This is a genomic window from Flagellimonas sp., from assembly GCF_965233845.1.
In the GTDB taxonomy this organism is placed as follows: Bacteria; Bacteroidota; Bacteroidia; order Flavobacteriales; family Flavobacteriaceae; genus Flagellimonas.
The window spans coordinates 368,915-387,976 of record NZ_OZ247584.1 but is presented as its reverse complement, the minus strand read 5'-3'; the positions used below and the strand labels follow the sequence as shown (position 1 = coordinate 387,976).

Annotated in this window: 19 protein-coding genes; 16 read left to right on the top strand and 3 right to left on the bottom strand. The window is 43.1% G+C overall.

Features of this window, described 5'->3' with window-relative positions:
* Positions 1-124: 124 nt before the first annotated feature.
* Positions 125-1,102, bottom strand: coding sequence for a pyruvate dehydrogenase complex E1 component subunit beta (locus ACO6S0_RS01695; RefSeq protein ID WP_422350317.1), 978 nt, complete (start codon positions 1,100-1,102; stop codon positions 125-127).
* A gap of 171 nt (positions 1,103-1,273) precedes the next feature.
* On the opposite strand from ACO6S0_RS01695, the gene ACO6S0_RS01690 reads away from it, so the two are divergent.
* The 12 genes from ACO6S0_RS01690 to ACO6S0_RS01635 all read left to right on the top strand — a co-directional run bounded on the left by ACO6S0_RS01690 (position 1,274) and on the right by ACO6S0_RS01635 (position 13,209).
* Entirely contained in the window at positions 1,274-2,020 is a 747-nt protein-coding gene (locus ACO6S0_RS01690) for an electron transfer flavoprotein subunit beta/FixA family protein (RefSeq protein WP_422350316.1), read from the top strand.
* A 72-nt stretch (positions 2,021-2,092) separates the two neighbouring features.
* The gene (locus ACO6S0_RS01685) at positions 2,093-3,061 is read left to right on the top strand and encodes an electron transfer flavoprotein subunit alpha/FixB family protein (protein WP_422350315.1); all 969 of its coding nucleotides are present in this window, start codon (positions 2,093-2,095) and stop codon (positions 3,059-3,061) included.
* Positions 3,062-3,150: 89 nt separating this feature from the next.
* Complete coding sequence (locus ACO6S0_RS01680) at positions 3,151-3,783, top strand: bifunctional nuclease domain-containing protein (RefSeq protein WP_420398745.1); 633 nt, start codon at positions 3,151-3,153, stop codon at positions 3,781-3,783.
* An 8-nt stretch (positions 3,784-3,791) separates the two neighbouring features.
* The gene (locus ACO6S0_RS01675) at positions 3,792-5,255 is read left to right on the top strand and encodes a NupC/NupG family nucleoside CNT transporter (RefSeq protein WP_422350314.1); all 1,464 of its coding nucleotides are present in this window, start codon (positions 3,792-3,794) and stop codon (positions 5,253-5,255) included.
* Positions 5,256-5,584: 329 nt separating this feature from the next.
* Entirely contained in the window at positions 5,585-6,409 is an 825-nt protein-coding gene (locus ACO6S0_RS01670; protein ID WP_422350313.1) for a thymidylate synthase, read from the top strand.
* 52 nt (positions 6,410-6,461) lie between these two features.
* Positions 6,462-8,228 carry an arylsulfatase gene (locus ACO6S0_RS01665; protein ID WP_422350312.1) on the top strand — a complete coding sequence of 589 codons (1,767 nt, stop codon included), beginning with the start codon at positions 6,462-6,464 and terminating at the stop codon, positions 8,226-8,228.
* Positions 8,229-8,364: 136 nt separating this feature from the next.
* On the top strand, positions 8,365-8,868 hold the full coding sequence (locus ACO6S0_RS01660) for a hypothetical protein (protein WP_422350311.1): 504 nt from the start codon (positions 8,365-8,367) through the stop codon (positions 8,866-8,868).
* A 6-nt stretch (positions 8,869-8,874) separates the two neighbouring features.
* Positions 8,875-9,456, top strand: coding sequence for a cysteine hydrolase family protein (locus ACO6S0_RS01655; RefSeq protein ID WP_422350310.1), 582 nt, complete (start codon positions 8,875-8,877; stop codon positions 9,454-9,456).
* Between the two features lie 26 nt (positions 9,457-9,482).
* Complete coding sequence (locus tag ACO6S0_RS01650) at positions 9,483-9,914, top strand: hypothetical protein (protein ID WP_422350309.1); 432 nt, start codon at positions 9,483-9,485, stop codon at positions 9,912-9,914.
* Positions 9,915-9,924: 10 nt separating this feature from the next.
* Entirely contained in the window at positions 9,925-10,632 is a 708-nt protein-coding gene (locus ACO6S0_RS01645; protein WP_422350308.1) for a hypothetical protein, read from the top strand.
* Between the two features lie 61 nt (positions 10,633-10,693).
* Positions 10,694-11,122 (top strand): hypothetical protein, encoded by a 429-nt coding sequence (locus ACO6S0_RS01640; protein ID WP_422350307.1) that lies wholly within the window; start codon positions 10,694-10,696, stop codon positions 11,120-11,122.
* Positions 11,123-11,271: 149 nt separating this feature from the next.
* Positions 11,272-13,209, top strand: coding sequence for a hypothetical protein (locus ACO6S0_RS01635; RefSeq protein ID WP_422350306.1), 1,938 nt, complete (start codon positions 11,272-11,274; stop codon positions 13,207-13,209).
* 14 nt (positions 13,210-13,223) lie between these two features.
* On the opposite strand, the gene ACO6S0_RS01630 is transcribed toward ACO6S0_RS01635, so the two are convergent.
* Positions 13,224-13,427, bottom strand: a complete 204-nt coding sequence (locus ACO6S0_RS01630; protein WP_422350305.1) for a hypothetical protein — start codon at positions 13,425-13,427, stop codon at positions 13,224-13,226.
* 162 nt (positions 13,428-13,589) lie between these two features.
* Between ACO6S0_RS01630 and ACO6S0_RS01625 the strand changes: the two genes are divergently transcribed.
* From ACO6S0_RS01625 to ACO6S0_RS01610, 4 genes are all read left to right on the top strand, one after another.
* A complete protein-coding gene (locus ACO6S0_RS01625) occupies positions 13,590-14,066 on the top strand; it encodes a DinB family protein (protein WP_422350304.1) in 477 nt (158 codons plus the stop codon).
* Positions 14,067-14,103: 37 nt separating this feature from the next.
* Positions 14,104-14,907 (top strand): helix-turn-helix domain-containing protein, encoded by an 804-nt coding sequence (locus ACO6S0_RS01620; RefSeq protein WP_422350303.1) that lies wholly within the window; start codon positions 14,104-14,106, stop codon positions 14,905-14,907.
* Positions 14,908-15,063: 156 nt separating this feature from the next.
* Positions 15,064-16,137 carry a hypothetical protein gene (locus ACO6S0_RS01615; protein WP_422350302.1) on the top strand — a complete coding sequence of 358 codons (1,074 nt, stop codon included), beginning with the start codon at positions 15,064-15,066 and terminating at the stop codon, positions 16,135-16,137.
* 75 nt (positions 16,138-16,212) lie between these two features.
* Positions 16,213-17,025 (top strand): phytanoyl-CoA dioxygenase family protein, encoded by an 813-nt coding sequence (locus tag ACO6S0_RS01610; protein ID WP_422350301.1) that lies wholly within the window; start codon positions 16,213-16,215, stop codon positions 17,023-17,025.
* Between the two features lie 75 nt (positions 17,026-17,100).
* On the opposite strand, the gene ACO6S0_RS01605 is transcribed toward ACO6S0_RS01610, so the two are convergent.
* Positions 17,101-18,843 carry a hypothetical protein gene (locus ACO6S0_RS01605; RefSeq protein WP_422350300.1) on the bottom strand — a complete coding sequence of 581 codons (1,743 nt, stop codon included), beginning with the start codon at positions 18,841-18,843 and terminating at the stop codon, positions 17,101-17,103.
* Between the last annotated feature and the right edge of the window lie 219 nt (positions 18,844-19,062).

The window sequence follows — 19,062 nt, the reverse complement described above, 5'->3', positions numbered from 1 at the left end:
AAAGTGCTTGATCATTTTTGTTTAAAAGTAATTTTCTATCAAAAACTATTCCTTAAAAAAGCCCCATCAATCCCGACGGCGGTCGGGAGCGACGAGGCTAATATACCCTACAAATATATGTAACTTATTTATATAACACTTTCTTAACAGCCTTGATCACGTCGTTATGATTGGGCAACCATTCGGCCAACAAGACCGGTGAGTACGGTGCCGGGGTATCGGCTGTGTTGATCTTTACAATTGGGGCATCCAAATAATCGAATGCCTTATCTTGAACCTGATACGTAATTTCGGTGGCAACATTACCAAAAGGCCAGGCTTCTTCCAAAATCACCAAACGGTTGGTCTTCTTTACAGAATTCAGAATGGCCTCATGATCCATTGGTCTTACTGTACGCAAGTCAATAATTTCACAGCTTATGCCTTCTTTCTCCAATTCATCCGCTGCCTTATAAGCCTCTTTGATAATCTTTCCGAAGGAAACAATGGTTACATCGGTTCCTTCCCTTTTAATATCCGCAACACCCAACGGAATGGTATACTCACCTTCTGGTACTTCACCTTTATCACCGTACATCTGCTCGGATTCCATAAAAATCACAGGGTCATCATCACGGATAGCGGATTTCAACAAACCTTTGGCATCAGCTGGGTTGGATGGCACCACCACTTTCAATCCTGGGCAATTGGCATACCAGCTTTCAAAAGCTTGTGAGTGCGTGGCCGCCAACTGACCTGCGGAAGCAGTAGGCCCCCTAAAAACGATAGGGCATGGAAATTGACCGGCCGACATCTGTCTGATCTTGGCCGCATTGTTTATGATTTGATCTATTCCCACTAGGGAGAAGTTGAAAGTCATGAATTCTATGATAGGACGGTTCCCGATCATGGCAGAACCTACACCTATACCTGCAAATCCCAATTCCGAAATCGGGGTATCCAGCACGCGTTCAGGGCCAAATTCATCCAACATTCCCTTGGAAGCTTTGTAGGCTCCGTTGTATTCGGCAACCTCCTCACCCATCAAATAAATAGTATCGTCCCTTCGCATTTCCTCGGACATGGCCTCGGCTATGGCTTGCCTAAATTGTAATGTTTTCATTAAGTAGTACTACTAAGATTAGTTGTGTGCTTAAAAATGCAAGCAAAAATAGCAAAATCCAAACGAACAACGGAAGTAGGAAAAACAAAAAAAAGTACAAAATTTATTATGCATGCATAATAAATTTATGATTTTTATAGCTATCTTTGAAGCGATAAACATATACAAGATATGAAGATTTTAGTTTGCATTAGCAACGTACCGGATACCACTTCCAAAATCAATTTTACGGATGGGGATACCAAGTTTGATACAAACGGGGTTCAATTTGTTATTAATCCCAATGACGAGTTTGGATTGACCCGTGCCATGTGGTTCAAGGAAAAACAAGGAGCTGCGGTACATGTTGCCACTGTAGGAGGTGCACAAACCGAGCCTACCATTAGAAAAGCATTGGCCATTGGGGCCGATGAGGCTATCAGAATCAATGCGGAACCTACAGACGGTTTCTTTGTGGCCCGTCAGTTGGCCGAAGTAATCAAAAATGGAGGGTATGACCTAATCATAGCGGGACGTGAATCCATCGACTACAACGGAGGTATGGTTCCAGGTATCTTGGCTACCCTGTTGGACATGAACTTTGTAAACACTTGTATAGGATTGGAAGTGGATGGCACCTCAGCCACAGCCATTAGGGAAATAGACGGCGGAAAGGAAACTATCAGTACCTCCTTGCCACTTGTTATCGGTGGACAAAAAGGGTTGGTCGCCGAAAGTGATCTCCGAATTCCCAATATGCGCGGAATCATGATGGCTCGGAAAAAGGCGTTGAATGTGGTAGAACCCGTAGATGCGCCACAGCCTACCCAAGACCAAAAATTTGAAAAACCACCTGCCAAAGGCCCCGTAAAGTTGGTGGATGCAGGAAATGTGGGCGAATTGGTCAATCTTTTACATAACGAGGCAAAAGTCATTTAATAAAATCTCAAATCCCAAGCACCAAGCACCAACTTGGAATTTGGAATTTGGCTATTGTAATTTCAGAAAATTATGTCAGTACTAGTATATACAGAATCCGATAAGGGAGCATTTAAAAAGAACGCTTTGGAGGTTGCATCCTACGCTTACAAAGTGGCCCAAGATATGGGTGAATCCGTTACCGCAGTGGCCATCAACGCTGGAGATGAGACCTCTTTGGGAAATTATGGTGTTTCCAAGGTTTTAAAGGTTAGCAATGGGGATTTGGATACCTTTAACGCCAAGGCCTACGCCCATGTGTTGGCCCAAGCGGCCGAAGCAGAAGGCGCAAAAGTCATTATTGTAAGTTCCAGTGCCGATGCCAAATTTTTGGCGCCCATTCTTTCCGCAAAACTAAATGCGGGATATGTACCCAATGTGGTAGCCGCTCCGGAAAGCACCTCTCCTTTTGCGGTAAAAAGAACAGCATTCAGTAATAAAGGTTTCGCGCATACAGAAATCAATTCGGACACCAAATTAATTGGGGTATCCAACAACGCTTACGGCGTACATGAAAACAACGTTTCCGCTACAGTGGAAGATTTTACTCCTTCGCTGGGAGATGCTGATTTCACTGCAAAATCTGTAGAAGTGGACAAAGTGGTTGGAAAAGCGACCATTGCGGACGCGGATATCGTGGTATCTGGTGGAAGAGGGTTAAAGGGCCCAGAGAATTGGGGTATGATCGAGGAATTGGCCGATGTACTGGGTGCAGCCACCGCTTGTTCCAAGCCTGTATCCGATTTGGGTTGGAGACCGCATGGCGAGCACGTAGGACAAACAGGAAAGCCTGTGGCCAGCAACCTGTACATTGCCGTGGGTATTTCAGGAGCCATCCAGCATTTGGCAGGGGTGAGCGCCTCCAAAACCAAAGTAGTGATCAACAACGACCCAGAGGCACCTTTCTTTAAAGCTGCGGATTACGGAATCGTTGGAGATGCCTTTGAAGTGGTACCGGAACTCATCGAAAAATTAAAGGAATTTAAAGCCCAGAACACTTAATTTTTGTTAATTTGCCTTTAGCAAGGGGCTGTTCAGATAATGGTAGTGCCACTTATTTGAACGGCCTTTTTTCGTTTTAGGAAGAATATATGAGCTTAGTACGTTTGAAAATAAAGGGGATATCCTACAGCCAAACCCAAAATGGCGCGTATGCCCTTATTTTGAATGAAGTTGAAGGGGATAGAAAGCTCCCCATTGTCATTGGTGCCTTTGAAGCCCAGTCCATAGCCATTGCGTTGGAAAAGGAAATAAAACCTCCAAGACCCCTTACCCACGATTTGTTCAAGAATTTTGCGGACCGATTTGAGATTGTGGTCAAGCAGGTCATCATCCATAAACTGGTGGATGGGGTATTTTACTCGAGTATTATTTGCGAGCGCGATAAAGTGGAGGAAATTGTGGATGCCCGCACCAGTGATGCCATAGCATTGGCCCTTCGGTTTGACGCTCCCATTTTCACGTACAAGACCATTTTGGACAAGGCTGGAATCTATTTGAAGTTCTCTTCCAAGGAAAGTGAGGAAAACGAGGAGGACGACAGCATTGTGGTGGACGAGATATTGCAAGAGGGCGAAACTGTGGAAATCGAATCCGGCGCATCTTCACAAGGCTATCGAGAAATGACCTTGGAAGAACTCCATAAAGAACTGGACAAGGCAGTGGCCAATGAAGACTACGAAAAGGCTGCCAAACTTCGGGACGAAATCTCCAAACGAAAATAAAACACTGCATGCCAAAATCCATCAAGGTTTTCCTTGCCCTATTATGTTTTACAAGTACCGTTGCCTTGGGTCAGGATTTGCTTCCTGCGGATTCTATCAATGCGGCCATTGATACCACCATAATTGACGACATTAGCCCAAAGGAAACCCCTCAATTGGTGCCCAACCAAGGGTTTTCTATCAACACGCTTTGGCGTGGGGCTCTGGGAATGGCGGTTTTGATATTAATTTCCTTCCTTTTTAGTGCCAACCGTAAGGCCATTAATTGGAGAACAGTTGGTATTGGCTTGGGATTACAACTTTTAATTGCCATCGGAGTTTTAAAGGTTCCCTTTATCCAACTTGTTTTTGAGAAAATTGGACAGGTCTTTGTGAGCATTCTGGATTTTACCCGTGTTGGGAGTAAATTTTTATTCGAAGGATTGGTTGTGGATATGGACACCTTTGGGTTCATATTTGCTTTTCAGGTATTACCGACCATCATTTTCTTTTCAGCCTTGACTTCCGTGCTATTTTATTTGGGAATCATCCAAAAAGTAGTTCGGGCATTGGCATGGTTGTTATCCAAATCCTTGGGAATATCCGGAGCGGAAAGTCTTTCCATAGCTGGGAACATTTTTTTGGGTCAGACCGAAGCACCACTGCTCATCAAGGCCTATTTGGAAAAAATGAACAAATCCGAAATCCTGCTCGTCATGATTGGGGGAATGGCCACCGTGGCAGGCGCTGTTTTGGCAGCATACATCGGATTTTTGGGCGGAGATGATCCTGCACTACGATTGGTTTTTGCCAAACACCTTTTGGCAGCTTCCGTAATGGCTGCACCAGGCGCCATTGTAGTTTCTAAAATTTTGTACCCCCAAACGGAGAAGGTCAATACAGATGTACACGTTTCCTCGGAAAAAATTGGAGCCAACATTTTGGACGCCATTTCCAACGGCACCACAGAAGGTTTGAAACTAGCCATGAACGTTGGAGCCATGTTACTGGTCTTTGTGGCATTTATTGCCATGATCAATGGTATTTTAGGCTGGATTGGTGACCTCACCACCTTCAATAATTGGATTGCAGCGAACTCGCCTTATGATAGCTTCTCTTTGGAAGCCATTTTAGGAACCATATTCGCTCCCCTTATGTGGCTGATTGGTGTTGCTAACGAGGACATTATGCTTATGGGGCAACTTTTGGGTATCAAATTGGCCGCTAGTGAGTTTGTTGGCTATATCCAACTTGCAGAATTAAAGACCATGACCAACAACCTTCACTTTACCTATAATAAATCCGTAATCATGGCCACTTATATGCTCTGCGGATTTGCCAATTTTGCTTCTATCGGTATCCAAATTGGGGGTATCGGCTCCTTGGCACCAGGTCAACGCAAAACCCTTTCCGAATTTGGGATGCGAGCAGTATTGGGCGGTTCTTTGGCCTCTCTACTTTCGGCTACTATTGCTGGGATGATCTTGGGGTAAAAGGGCAAAAGCCGTCAGTTTGAGTGTTCCCGAACCCGCTTCGGGATATATCGAAAACAAGGCCTTCCCACAACCATTTCTCGATATAATTTCAGCAAGCTGAAACCACTCGAAATGACGTTAATAAAATCTTTATAAGTCCAACTTCATTAACTTTATTAGACCTAAGACTTGAAGTAAATTAGTTGGGTTAAAAGAAAGCCGTCGGTTTGAGTGTTCCGAATCGTATTCGGGATCTATCGAAAACAAGGCTTTCCCAACAGAGATTTCTCGAAACGTCCCTAGCAAAGCTTCGGGACACTCGAAATGACGAATTAGCAGCATGTAGCATGAAACAATACCACGACTTACTCAAACACGTACTTACCGAAGGAAATGCCAAAGGAGACCGCACAGGAACAGGAACCGCCAGTGTTTTTGGCTATCAAATGCGGTTTGACCTTTCCGAAGGCTTCCCTATGGTCACCACCAAAAAATTGCACCTAAAATCCATTATCCATGAACTGTTGTGGTTTTTAAAGGGCGATACCAATGTGGCCTACCTTCAAGAAAACGGGGTACGTATCTGGAACGAGTGGGCGGATGATAATGGGGACTTGGGCCCTGTTTACGGACACCAATGGCGCAACTGGAACAGCGAGGAAATCGACCAGATAAAAGAGGTCATTGAAACCTTGAAAACCAACCCGAACAGCCGCAGGATGTTGGTTTCGGCTTGGAATCCCAGCGTTTTGCCGGATACCTCCATTTCGTTTAGTGAGAATGTGGCCAATGGCAAGGCTGCCCTTCCCCCCTGTCATGCTTTTTTCCAGTTTTATGTGGCAAATGGGAAATTGTCCTGCCAATTGTATCAACGTAGTGCCGATATCTTTTTGGGTGTACCCTTTAACATTGCCTCCTATGCCTTGTTTACCATGATGATGGCCCAAGTTTGCGGTTATGAACCCGGTGATTTTATCCACACTTTCGGGGATGCGCATATCTACAACAACCATCGTGATCAAGTGGAACTGCAACTAAGCCGCGAACCAAGGCCTTTACCCACCATGAAATTGAACCCAGCGGTCAAAAATATCTTCGATTTTACCTTTGAGGATTTTGAACTGCTGAACTACGACCCCCATCCCCACATCAAAGGTGTTGTGGCGGTGTAGCAAAAGCACGGCATCACATAAAAGCAAGTACCATCCAAACCAACCTTTAAAAATGAAAATCAACTTTAAAAAAATACTTGGACTGGTATTCTGCTGCTGGTCCTTTTTCATTGTACCCCTATTTGCCCAAAACCAAGAACGACCCAACGTAATTGTGATCATTACCGATGATCAAGGTTACGGGGATTTGGGCATTACCGGGAACCCCCATGTGCAGACCCCAGTCATTGACCAATTGGCAACCGAAAGTGTCCGTTTCAATAATTTTTACGTCTCTCCCGTATGTGCGCCCACCCGCTCTAGCCTTATGACAGGTCGCTACTCTTTGCGTACAGGCGTGCGCGACACCTACAATGGCGGTGCCATCATGGCCTCCAACGAGGTGACCATTGCCGAAATGCTCAAACAGGGTGGTTATACCACCGGCGTATTTGGCAAATGGCATTTGGGCGACAACCACCCCAGCCGACCCAGCGACCAAGGTTTTGACGAGTCCGTGATCCACCTTTCCGGAGGTATGGGACAGGTGGGCGACATTACCACCTATTTTAAGGGAGATACCAGCTATTTTGATCCCGTGCTTTGGCACAACAACCAACAAGAGGCCTATGAGGGCTACTGTTCGGATATTTTCACGGATCAGGCCATCCAATTTATTGAGAACAACAAGGCATCGCCCTTCTTTTGCTATCTCTCCTTTAATGCACCGCATACCCCCCTGCAGGTACCCGATGAATATTACCAAAAGTACAAGGACATTGACCCATCCTCTGGTTTTGACGGAGACAACCGCCCTTTCCCTGAAATGAGCGAAAAGGATAAGGAAGACGCCCGAAAGATTTATGCCATGGTCACCAATATTGACGATAATCTGGGCAAGCTCTTCAAAAAATTGGACGAGCTAAAGATCTCCAAAAATACCCTTGTGATTTTTATGACGGACAATGGCCCGCAGCAGCGTCGTTATGTGGCAGGGATGCGAGGCCGAAAGGGCAATGTATATCAAGGTGGAGTGCGGGTACCCTTTTATGTAAAATATCCAGCGGCATTCGCCCAAAACAAGGACATTGAGACCATGAGCGCCCATATTGATGTGCTACCGACCTTAGCTGAACTGTGTAAAGTGGACTTGCCACAAGACCGGCAACTAGATGGCAAAAGCCTGTTGCCCCAGATTCAGGGCAAAAATGTGGACTGGGCAGACCGTTCCCTATTTTTCTACTGGACGCGCCGTTATCCCGAACCCTACTACAACATGGCTCTGCAAAAAGATGGCTACAAATTGGTGGGAAAGACGAATTACAATGCAAAACTGGAAGATTTTGAGCTCTTTAATCTCAAAACCGACCCTTATGAGCAAAACAACTTGGTTTTGAAAGACAAAACAAAAGCCACAGCTCTTAAAACGGAGTTGGATGAACTGTACAATGAACTCATCACTTCTGAAAATTTGGTAAACCAACCCCGAATTGTTGTGGGGAGCAAAGCGGAAAATCCCATTTTCCTGAACCGGAACGATGCCGGAGGGGAACGTGGTATCTGGAACCAAGAAGAAATTTATGGAACTTGGAAGGTGAGCATAGCAGAAGGCCATTACAACATACGTATGAAGTTTGTAAAGCCTGTAAAAGCCGGTGGCCGACTCTATTTGGAAGCCAACACTCTGGTAAAACAGCAAGCGAACACCCAAGATAACGTGGATGTGTTGGAACTAAAAAACGTGTACCTTCCCCAAATGGACTGTGACCTACTGGCCCACTATGCTATTGATGGCAAACATATAATGCCGTTTTGGGTGGAGATGGAGAAGATAGAATAGTTCTAAATTTTATCAAAAAATGGGTCATAAACTGTATTTTTCAAATTGCCAAAAAAGCTAGTTTACTTCTTAAAGAATGAAAAAGTGCTACCTGTTATTTCTTGTTTTGGTATTGGGTTGTGGAAAAAAGATTTTTTTGACAGAAGAAGAACGGAAATTAAATCCATATCAAGTCAATCAGGTTTTGATTTTCGAATCATCAAGCGGTCAGATTGATTCACTTTTTATAACGGAAATACTTGATAATGTCTTTCCAGACGGACCCACTCCCTTAGATTTCTATGAACAATCGCTTAGAGTTTATGCGAGCGAAAAGCTGGATGGGGGTCGGAAAATAATTGACATCTCTGCCTCAACTTCTGAAACCCCAACCAAATTTGAGATTAATTGTTTTTTTAATGATGTCCATTTAAGTCATTGGGAGAAATCTGCAGAGGAAATTTTGAGCTATCCCCAAACAACAATAATAACTAAGGCTGGAACCTTTAATGATGTAATAGGAATTGAACAGATAACCGAATCTGATAAAAATGAAAGTGTTTCTAGATTTTACTGGAGCCATAGTAACGGATTCGTGAGATTGGAAAAGGATAGCATAAGTTGGGATCTTATAAACAAATACATCCCTAAAAAATTGTAAAAACTCATGAACCTCAACAAAGCCCTTCTGGTCATCGATATGCAAAAAGGCTCTTTTACGCCCAAAACCCCACGTTTTGATACCGAGGGCGTGGTAGCTCGTATCAACAAGTTGGCAGCACTGTTTCGGCAAAAGGGTTGGCCCGGGGTGATTGTACAGCACGATGGTACAGGGACAGGCGAGTTTGAAAAAAACACCTGGGATTGGGAATTGCTGGACGAACTCCAAACCGAACCCCAAGACACCTTACTGGACAAATATGCCAATGATGTCTTCTATAGATCCCATCTACAAGAGTTATTGACGGCTTGGGGAACCCAAGAACTGCTGATCACAGGTTGCGCCACCGACTTTTGTGTGGAGGCCACCGTACAATCTGCCTTGGCCAAGGATTATAACATTACCGTGGTGGCAGACGGGCATACCACGGGCGACAGACCTCATTTGCCCGCCCAAAAAGTGATTGAACACTACAATTGGGTATGGCAAAACATGATTCCCACTAAAGGGAACATTAGAGTGGAGGATTTTGAGACGATCATCAAAAAAATTGTGGGCGAAAACCTAAATTCGAACATCCAATCTTAAATCAGCGCCACCCTCATTTTAAACTTATGCTTGATAAATGGAATAGAACAGGAAAGATAAAGGCCGTAATCGTCTTTATTATTTGCTTTTATTCAATATTTATATCAATAAGTATTTCAAAAGATATAGAACGGTATACGGAACACTCCCTCGCAGTAAGTACTATAGCATTTGTGTTTCCATTACTATTTATTCCAATTGTAGTAAAGTTGGGAAGCCTCTTTGGCAGAAAATTCGAAAGGCCAAGTTGGAACAAAAAAATTAGATTTCTCAAACCTGGAGCCAGTCTTATTTTATTTCAATTTGGTGGCTATATAATTTTATTCCAAAGTCTTGTCAAAATATTAGTTGTTGGTATTATTCATCAAAAAATCTATTTTTTAGGTTTTCCCGATTTATTTGCAGGTACTGGGCTTTTAATTGGTGTTTGGCTAGCAACAACCATCATTTCTAAATGAAGTTTACTCCATGACCAACACCTTTGACTTTGATTTCGAAGCTTACGATTTTTGGCCCCTTTACCAGACCATTCAAAAATTTTATCCCATCGGTATCCTAAAAAATTATGGCGAGGGGATTCATAGGGAATATGAAGGTTATAAGGCCTTGGAACGTTTGCTCGTGGAAAACATTCACGATGAAAAGACTTGGAAAAGCAATTGGGTCTCCTTTACCAAAAAGTTGGGTTCAGAACTTGAAAAAAAGACTTTTGGAACCACCTATGGGCAAGCACCCAGCTACAGCGCATATCTGATACTGGATTGGAAAAAGGACGGCAACCGTTCCAATTACAAGGAACTCCATTTTTCGGTGAGCCTGTTGGGCAACTATTTTCAGATCTATGGGATTGAAAAGACCCAACTGTCGTATGAGGACGAGGTCATGCCTTATCAAGTGGAGAATGTTAAGGAGGTCATTGTTTCCCCTATTGATGATTTTAAAAACCATTTTGAGGCGGTTGAAGAAAAAATAAAGAAACAGTTCAAAGGGTATCGCTTGGTGCCATTCTACATTGGGCAATCCAGAATCCAGGGGCTGGAGGTATACCATTTGGACAAAGAAAATTGTACAGTGAACATGGCCTTGTTCAACGATTTTATGGGCTATGGAGACCAAATTGTGGACGTGGAACTACGGGGCGATATGGATTATGGGATGGATGGGTGGAAAAAATAGGTTTATTTAAACTGTGCAACAAAGTTCTAGTCTTAACTTCAAAAAATAAAATAGTATTGCAATGAAATCCAAAATCACTTCTGCCCTTATCTTTTTTTTTGGCAATTACGGACTAATACTTGGTGGACTTTTTATGGTATTGATTGGCTTTATCGTAATGAACAAAGCCAGAACCCAAATGAATCTTACTGAAGAAGGGCGAAGGGTTCCCGTAGAAATTTTAAAGTCACCTGCGGATTGTGATCGTATAGGAAGGCGTGGCGGATATTGCACGCTGAAATTTAACGGCAGGGAAATCATAAAAAGAACTGGGCACAAATTCTGCGAATTGGTCGAGGGAAAAAAGGAAATTGTTATGCTCACAAACGCAGAAAAAAGCAAGTTGATTTTCCTAAATGAATATGAAAAGGAGCACAATTGGATAAGCGGAATCGGACTCTGTCTCTTTGGAATAGTCATCACCTATAAAGGATGGAAACAACGGGTTTAGATAAATCTTGATTCCAGAGAACCCCCTCAAAACCCCAATACCTTCTCTTAAAGCCAAAATCCGTAGCAGAACAGCTACAAAAACCATTGTTTTTATTTACTTTTAGTAGGCTCTGAAACCATTGGATTTCAATTAAATGCACCACCAAGATGAAACAAAAAAACAGGATTAAAGATGCTCTCAGTCTTTGGAATGAAATGGTCACTATTGGAAAAATTGACCTTAAGCATTACGACACTGAAATTGAATCCAATATCCTGAATGAACTAAACGTAAAGGCCTCCTCGTTGAACTCAGCTTTGAAAAATGAAGCTATATCCGTAGAAGATTTAATCACAGCTTTTTTCGTTGTAGTCCAACCTTTTTCCATGATGATGTCCGAAATCCTCTCCTTTTTCGAAGAATTCGCCATTAAATCAACCAACGACAATTTGGACATAGAACTGGATTTTGGCAAGGACTTTTCCCAGTTACAGTTTGATATTAATGCATTTAAAAATTGGGTCACCCAATGGAGAAATATTGAATCCACAATTGTAACTGTTGAATGGGATTCTGAAAACCTATGGAACCTTAACGGGGTGTTACGCTCTAATTCCATAAAAGACAAACATCCTGAACTAAGTGAATGGGAACGCATGTATGAAGATGATCTTATATGGCCAGATTTCTATCCACCCTTTCCCATATCTGTTCCTGAAGAGTTGGAACCCGCGTTTAAAAGAGCTTTCAAAATTTTTAAGCTGGTTCAGGATGAATCCAAAGCGTTTCATACAGATCGGCAGCAATTCTGGAAAATGCGCTGGAGCAGCACCCAGAATCAATCAGAGAACTTAACTGAGGACAACGGCAGTTTAAATATCCTGGCCGGCATTGATCATGATCGATGGGCCTCATCCTTTATCAATGGACTGTACAGTAAGGCAAAGGAGTACTACCAGATTGAGCCAAACCGGAGAGATGCATTTGCACAATCACTTAAAAAAGACCTTGACCGGGTTTTCAACAACACAAACCAAACCATAAAGACCATACATGAACAAGTTGAGGACATCCTTGAATTTTTGGACCTGCCCATTTGGAAACAAAGACATGAATTGTATTCCGTATGGGTTGGGATCAAAACATTAAATGTTATCAAGGAGAAATACCCGATTAGGGTCCATTCTGTGGACCAAAAGTTGGTGTTTTCATTTTCGGGAACACATGTAGCCACAGTTGACCAACTTTTACCCAACCTGCATTTCTGGTCCGAACTGCGTTCACCACTGTCCAATCCTGTGGGCAAATACCGTAAAAAAGCGATCCAACCGGATTATTCCTTACTGAAAGACCCGGTAAGCAGTCCAAAATCATCAATCTTGGAAATAGAATGCAAACAGTACAAAAAGGCCTCTAAGAACAATTTCATTTCGGCCCTAATAGATTACGCCAAAGGAAGACCATATGCTCAGATTGTCCTTGTCAACTATGGGGCAATTTCAGATAGCATTCAAAACTCCATTCCCAATGAAATATTTGATCGTGCACTTATGATCGGAAACTTAAATCCGAAATTTCAAAAGCAAATCAATTTGTTCAAAAGTATCATCCTGGATTCCATCAATAAGAATTACCTAGGAAACCAGAGCAATATTTCCGCGCAGCCAAAATCCTCACCGTTTGATCAAGAGAATAAGTCTATTGAAATGATCTGGGAAAAAGGAGCCAGGGACCTTGATCTTCATTTATTGTTTAAAGACAAACAAGCTACTTTTGAGATCAACTATAACAACAAAGGAACTTTCAACAAGCACCCCTTTCTTTTATTGAACAAGGACATTCTAGACGGAAATGGGACTGAAACCATAACAATAAACAAGTGGCTAACAGGAAAGTACTATGTATCTGTCCACAATTATTCCAAGGATTCGAGCCTAAAGGAATCCGAAGTCCAACTAAGGATGGGAAACGAAATCTATCGTATTGAAAATGCTACTGGTAATGCTGGCGACTGGTGGCACGTGATTGAAATAGACACCTTAACGGGACAAGTGTTTGTTCGAAATGAAATCAATGATCATAGCATTGCTGAATTTGCAAAATAACGGCTGTCGACATCTCACCCCCTCAACACCCCAATAATCCCTCTTAGGGCAGACACCACTTGTTGAACTTCCCGTTGGGCAAAGGCTTCTTGTTCCACATAAAACAGCATTTCAATCCCGAGATCTAGGACTTTGGCAAATTCAGCAGGGCCGCCATAGCCATCTTCAATCAGTTCGGTTAATTCTTCGGTTACGTTTATTTTATCGGAAAGCTTCATCGTCTTAGTTATTTGAACCCAAATATATTTAGCTTACTGATTTTAAGGGTCATAACAAATTATGACTTTGCCTTATTCACACAGAACTTGAACTTAAACAGCTTTTTGATTTCTAAAAATGTACTTTGGTAGGCAGAAACCAAATGAAAAAATTGATCAATAATGGAAAGAACCAAAGCGCTCTCCAATAGGGCCCGAGAAGTACTGTTGGACGGACGTTGGGTAACCAACACCAATTGCAAAGCACAACTGGAAAATCTCAACTGGGAACAAGCTACGCAAAAGGTGGGAAACCTCAACACCATAGCGGCGCTCACCTTTCATATCAATTATTATTTGGCGGGACTGATCGTAGTGTTCCAAGGCGGGACACTAGAAATCCGGGATAAATACAGTTTTGACCTACCGCCCATCACTTCCCAGGCGGACTGGGAAAAGTTGGTGAAGGAATTTCTGGAAAATTCCGAGACCTTTGTCCAAGAAGTGGCCAAGCTATCGGACGGCATTTTGGATCAACCTTTTGTGGAGGAAAAATATGGAACCTACCTCCGAAACATTGAAGGAATCATTGAACACAGCTATTACCACCTGGGGCAAATTTCCATGCTTAAAAAGATGATTGCTGTAACGGATGGTTAAACTTTCATACCTATAAGCAACAAAAAAGTGGCAAAAAATGCTCATCCTTAAAGAAGGCAATTATTTTGGAGAATATCTGGATACACGGGAAAACGAGCTCTTTAAGTTGAGTTTAACGGCTTATTCCCCAGATAGTGTCTTGGAGGACCATTATCACGACAACAGCTATATCAGTGTACTCACTTCAGGCAGTTATTTGGAGCGCATCAACGGCTCAACCCAATTGGTGAAAGCTTCGGATGTCCTGTTTCGGCCTACATCTTGGTGCCATCAAAACACTTTTTTGGAGGATTCTGCCACCTGTTTCAATATCGAATTCAAAAAAGGTTGGCAAGAACGGTTGGACTGGGATGTGGAACTACCGAATACCCATATCCATTTCAACAAAACGGCCTTTCCCTCTTTGTACAAGCTACTATTAAACTTTAAAATTGATCACAATGCCGACCCCAGCACTGAATTGATCTTGGACTGGTTGTGTACTATCAGTCCGAATCAAGTTAGAGTTCATTCCAAATCTTGGGTTCAAAAAGTAGAGCGCATTCTGAAACACGAGCTGACCCAATTTCATTCCTTGGCTTCGCTGTCGGAACGTATTCATGTGCATCCCGTATATATGGCCCGCGCATTTAAAGCGGAAAAAGGCATGACCATAGGGGAGTTCCAATTGAAATCAAAGTTGCACAATGCGGTGTATTTGTTATCTACCACCCAACAATCCATCTCGGATGTTTCTTTCGCTAATGGTTTTTTTGACGATGCGCATTTTATCCGGTCGTTTAAAATGGCTTATGGGATTTCACCCAATCGCTTCCGGAAAGTCTTGACAACCAATATATGATGTCAGGTCGAGCGCAGTCGAGACCTAATCAAAGAACCCAGTTTAAATGACTTCTCGACTGCGCTCGAAGTGACTTACGCACATAAATAGTTAATCTGGTACAATTTCTTGTTCTGATTGAGATTGATTTTTGTGTTATCAATCAAATCTCGAAACATGTCTAAAAGAAATAGAACCCTTTGTGCCCTTCTGACGCTCCTTTTTACCGGAGCCATGGCGCAACAGAAAAAGAACACCCTTCCTTATAATGAAATCTATGCCTATGGCATGGATACTGACGTTACCCCTATTTTCCCTTTGTTGGAAGTAGACGGATTGAATGCCAAAGACCAAAAATTTAAAACCGATTTTGAAGCCCGGTTCAAAGGGGAATCCGATTTGGGAGCATCAAGCCCTGAGTCGGAAATAGAAACCTTGATTTCCCACTTCAAAAACTATTGGCGAAAATCCCTTCTTAATACAAGTGGGAACTTTGAGCGGGAATTAGGAGGAAGTGTTGTGCCTTTCCTAATGCAAAACTATCCGCCAGTTCGGGGCAAAAAAGTGACCCGGGACAGTTTGGGCTACTTTCTAAGGGATTATATCCGCTCGAAAGGGCTATACACTACGGATGAAGTCACCTACCATGGCCGGCTTATAGATTTGGTAATCTGGAAAAAACAAACCCCAAAAGTCTACGAAGTGGACTTAGGTAAAGGAGAAATGCAAGAAGTAACCGTATTTTTTTTGGAGGACTTTGCCACCTTGGGTTGGATGGAATACGCCACCTTGGGAGCCCATCATCCAGGAGGCTGGACAGAAGATGAAGGTATTTACTGTGTAAAAAAAGCCTACGACGTAAGCAGCGAAAATTTCAAAATCAGCTACTTGACGCATGAGGCAAGGCATTTTGCAGACAAGAAAAGATGGCCCGATTTAAAATCTGCTGATTTGGAATACAGGGCAAAACTTACCGAATTAAATTTGGCCCAAGACACCCTCTTCGAATTGATTGCCTTTTTTGCCAAAAATGCGAACAAGGAAAGTGAAAATGGGCGTCAGGTGGCCAATTATTGTGTTATTCGGGACTTGTCCCAAAAACTGTTTGAATCCGATTTTGAGACATCCCGCGAAAAGTGGGAAAAGATAAGCGTTAAGAAAATCAATAAAGCCGCGGGGCAACTGCTGAAGAAAAATACCAAGACCTTAAAATCCATTGGAAAGGAAGCGCAATCACTGATTGAGGTTTAGTATTAAATTTCTTAGGACTTTTGGTTAACTTACAATGGTAAAGTCCCTTGACTTCTACCTTTTACCAATAGCCAAATGAATCTCAATATTCTAAGTCAACCGTACACCCTTAACCAAGATCAACTCGATTTTTACAAGCACAACGCCTTTATCAAAATCAAGAAAGTGTTATCTCCGGAGGTGGTCTCCCATTTCAATAAGGTAATATCTGCTAAAGTGGACGAGCTCAACACCCAAACCAAAGAACTCAAAGACCGGGACACCTATGGCAAGGCCTTTTTGCAGATTTTTAATTTGTGGACTCAGGATGCGCAAATCAAAGAATTGATGTTTAGCAAACGATTGGCACAATTGGCCGCAGACCTAATGGAAGTAGATGGGGTGCGCATGTACCATGATCAGGCCTTGTTTAAGGAAGGGGGCGGTGGCATCACCCCTTGGCATGCAGATCAATACTACTGGCCTTTGTCCACGGACAAGGTCATCACCGTTTGGATTCCCTTGCAGGCGGTTCCTTCAGAAATGGGGCCTTTGGAATTTGCAGCGGGTAGTCAAAATATCTTAACGGGACGTGATCTGTCCATAAGTGATGAAAGCGAAACCCTGATCGGAGAAAAGCTCCGTGTATCGGATTGTCCCAAAATCTCCGAACCCTTTGATGTTGGGGAGGTCAGTTTTCATTCTGGATGGATTTTCCACAGGGCCGGACCCAACACCACCAATCAAACAAGAAAAGTGATGACCTCTATTTATATGGACAAGGACATGCTCCTTAAAAAACCCGAAAACGATGGGCAGGTCAATGATTGGGAAACTTGGTGCCCGGGAGCGCAGATCGGACATGCAATTGACACTCCGCTCAATCCTGTGCTATACACAAGAGCCTAAAAGCAAAAACGCCCGAACTTTCGTCCGGGCGCCTTCTTGGAAACAAGTAAAGCAAATAATTTTCTTTTTCAAAAATCAGTTTCTTGTCACCGAAATACCGTTGGATAGAGCGTAAAACCCGTCCAGGTCAGCAACGTTCATTCCTGCTTCCAACCCTACAAGTCCATCTTCATAGGTAATATGCCAGATATAGCAAACTCCAGTTCCTGCGGCATCAAAGTCAACACCTTCAACAGCCTCCAAGGTTGGGGGAAGTCCCAAAATGTTGTTTGCATCATCCGTGATCACATAGGTTTGATTTGTTCCTGTGAGTTCGGAGTCATCCAAGGTAATTCCACTCACCATGTCCGGAGTACCATCCACATCAAAAGTAAAGGGACCGCCTGCCAAAGTTCCTGCATTAAGTCCATTTCTGTTCACGGTAATGGAATTGGACAGGGCGTAGAAACCTTCCAAGTCAGCAACGTTCATTCCAGCTTCCAATCCGGTAAGGCCTTCTTCATAGGTAATATGCCAGATCAAGCAAGTTCCCACACCGGCACCGTCAAAATCCACTCCTTCAACAGCCTCCAAGGTAGGCGGCAGACCTAAAATGTTGTTGGCATCATCCGTGATAACCCATCCTTGTTTGGAGCCCGTCAGTTCCGAATCATCCAAAGTAATTCCGCTGACCATATCGGGAGTTCCATCCACCAAAATGGTAAAAGGACCGCCAGCAATGGAACCGGCATTCAGTCCATTTCTATTTACGGTGATAGAGTTGGACAGTGCGTAGAAGCCTTCCAAGTCAGCAACGTTCATTCCGGCTTCCAATCCAGTAAGGCCTTCTTCATAGGTAATGTGCCAGATGAAACAAGTTCCAACGCCTGCACCATCAAAATCCACTCCTTCAACAGCCTCAATTGTAGGTGGCAAGCCCAAAATGTTGTTGGCATCATCGGTAATTACCCAACCCTGCATGGAACCTGTCAATTCGGAGTCATCCAAGGTAATTCCACTGACCATGTCCGGATTGCCATCCACGGTAATGGTATAGGGTCCACCCCCAATAACACCAGCATTTAATCCGTTGCGGTTTACCGTAATGGAATTGGACAGGGCATAGGTCCCGCTAAAATCGTCAAGATTCATTCCAGCTTCCAAACCGGTGAGCCCATCTTCATACGTTAAATGGTACACAAAACATACCCCTACACCAGCTCCATCAAAATTCACACCCTCCAAGGCTTCAATCGTAGGCGGTAGGCCTAAAATATTTTGTTCATCATCGGTGATCACATAGGTCTGGTTGGTTCCGGTCAATTCAGAACTGTCTAAGCTAACCCCTGAAATCATATCCGGGTTGCCATCCACCAAAATGGTGTAGGGTCCTCCTGAAAGTGTTCCGGCATTAAGCCCATTTCTGTTTACTGTAATGGCATTGGAAAGATCATGGTCTCCCGATAGGTTGTCCAAGTTCATTCCGGGCTCCAACCCAGTAAGTCCAGCTTCATATACCAAATGGTAAACAAAGCAAATACCCACTCCAGCTGCATCGAAATCCACACCTCCAAGGGCTGTTAAATCAGGTGGTAGGCCCAAAATATTTCTGGAGTCATCCGTAATGACATAGGTGCGGTTACTACCCACCACATTGCTATCATCCAAAGTAATTCCGGAAATCATATCCGGAGTGCCATCAACGGTGATGGTAAAAGGTCCGCCTGAAAGTGTTCCCGCTTCCAGTGCAATTGGTTGTTCGTCGTCGGAATCATTGCTACATCCTGCGGCTAGAACCAGGATGGCCACAAGAGTCCAAATAGATTTTAAGTTGCTCATTTTACGTGTTTTTTTATTTGCAACACAAATGACGGGGGAAGATGTTGCAGAAATATCACATAAAAATCAAAATTGCTTATGCGTTGACTACGAGCTGCTTACATGAAAAAATTGTATTTTTTGTAAAGAATTGGGCTTAAAAAGGACTTTTTAGAAAGTAATCTGTCAAATTTTTAATGGAAAGGTGAACTTTCCGTGATACTTTACCCTTTAATTCGC

Coding starts and splice junctions, on each gene's coding strand:
- ACO6S0_RS01645 (WP_422350308.1), top strand. CDS start 9,925: ATGACCAACACCTTTGACTTTGATTTCGAAGCTTACGATTTTTGGCCC.
- ACO6S0_RS01685 (WP_422350315.1), top strand. CDS start 2,093: ATGTCAGTACTAGTATATACAGAATCCGATAAGGGAGCATTTAAAAAG.
- ACO6S0_RS01665 (WP_422350312.1), top strand. CDS start 6,462: ATGAAAATCAACTTTAAAAAAATACTTGGACTGGTATTCTGCTGCTGG.
- ACO6S0_RS01690 (WP_422350316.1), top strand. CDS start 1,274: ATGAAGATTTTAGTTTGCATTAGCAACGTACCGGATACCACTTCCAAA.
- ACO6S0_RS01615 (WP_422350302.1), top strand. CDS start 15,064: ATGTCTAAAAGAAATAGAACCCTTTGTGCCCTTCTGACGCTCCTTTTT.
- ACO6S0_RS01625 (WP_422350304.1), top strand. CDS start 13,590: ATGGAAAGAACCAAAGCGCTCTCCAATAGGGCCCGAGAAGTACTGTTG.
- ACO6S0_RS01635 (WP_422350306.1), top strand. CDS start 11,272: ATGAAACAAAAAAACAGGATTAAAGATGCTCTCAGTCTTTGGAATGAA.
- ACO6S0_RS01605 (WP_422350300.1), bottom strand. CDS start 18,843: ATGAGCAACTTAAAATCTATTTGGACTCTTGTGGCCATCCTGGTTCTA.
- ACO6S0_RS01610 (WP_422350301.1), top strand. CDS start 16,213: ATGAATCTCAATATTCTAAGTCAACCGTACACCCTTAACCAAGATCAA.
- ACO6S0_RS01650 (WP_422350309.1), top strand. CDS start 9,483: ATGCTTGATAAATGGAATAGAACAGGAAAGATAAAGGCCGTAATCGTC.
- ACO6S0_RS01680 (WP_420398745.1), top strand. CDS start 3,151: ATGAGCTTAGTACGTTTGAAAATAAAGGGGATATCCTACAGCCAAACC.
- ACO6S0_RS01655 (WP_422350310.1), top strand. CDS start 8,875: ATGAACCTCAACAAAGCCCTTCTGGTCATCGATATGCAAAAAGGCTCT.
- ACO6S0_RS01670 (WP_422350313.1), top strand. CDS start 5,585: ATGAAACAATACCACGACTTACTCAAACACGTACTTACCGAAGGAAAT.
- ACO6S0_RS01630 (WP_422350305.1), bottom strand. CDS start 13,427: ATGAAGCTTTCCGATAAAATAAACGTAACCGAAGAATTAACCGAACTG.
- ACO6S0_RS01675 (WP_422350314.1), top strand. CDS start 3,792: ATGCCAAAATCCATCAAGGTTTTCCTTGCCCTATTATGTTTTACAAGT.
- ACO6S0_RS01620 (WP_422350303.1), top strand. CDS start 14,104: ATGCTCATCCTTAAAGAAGGCAATTATTTTGGAGAATATCTGGATACA.
- ACO6S0_RS01695 (WP_422350317.1), bottom strand. CDS start 1,102: ATGAAAACATTACAATTTAGGCAAGCCATAGCCGAGGCCATGTCCGAG.
- ACO6S0_RS01640 (WP_422350307.1), top strand. CDS start 10,694: ATGAAATCCAAAATCACTTCTGCCCTTATCTTTTTTTTTGGCAATTAC.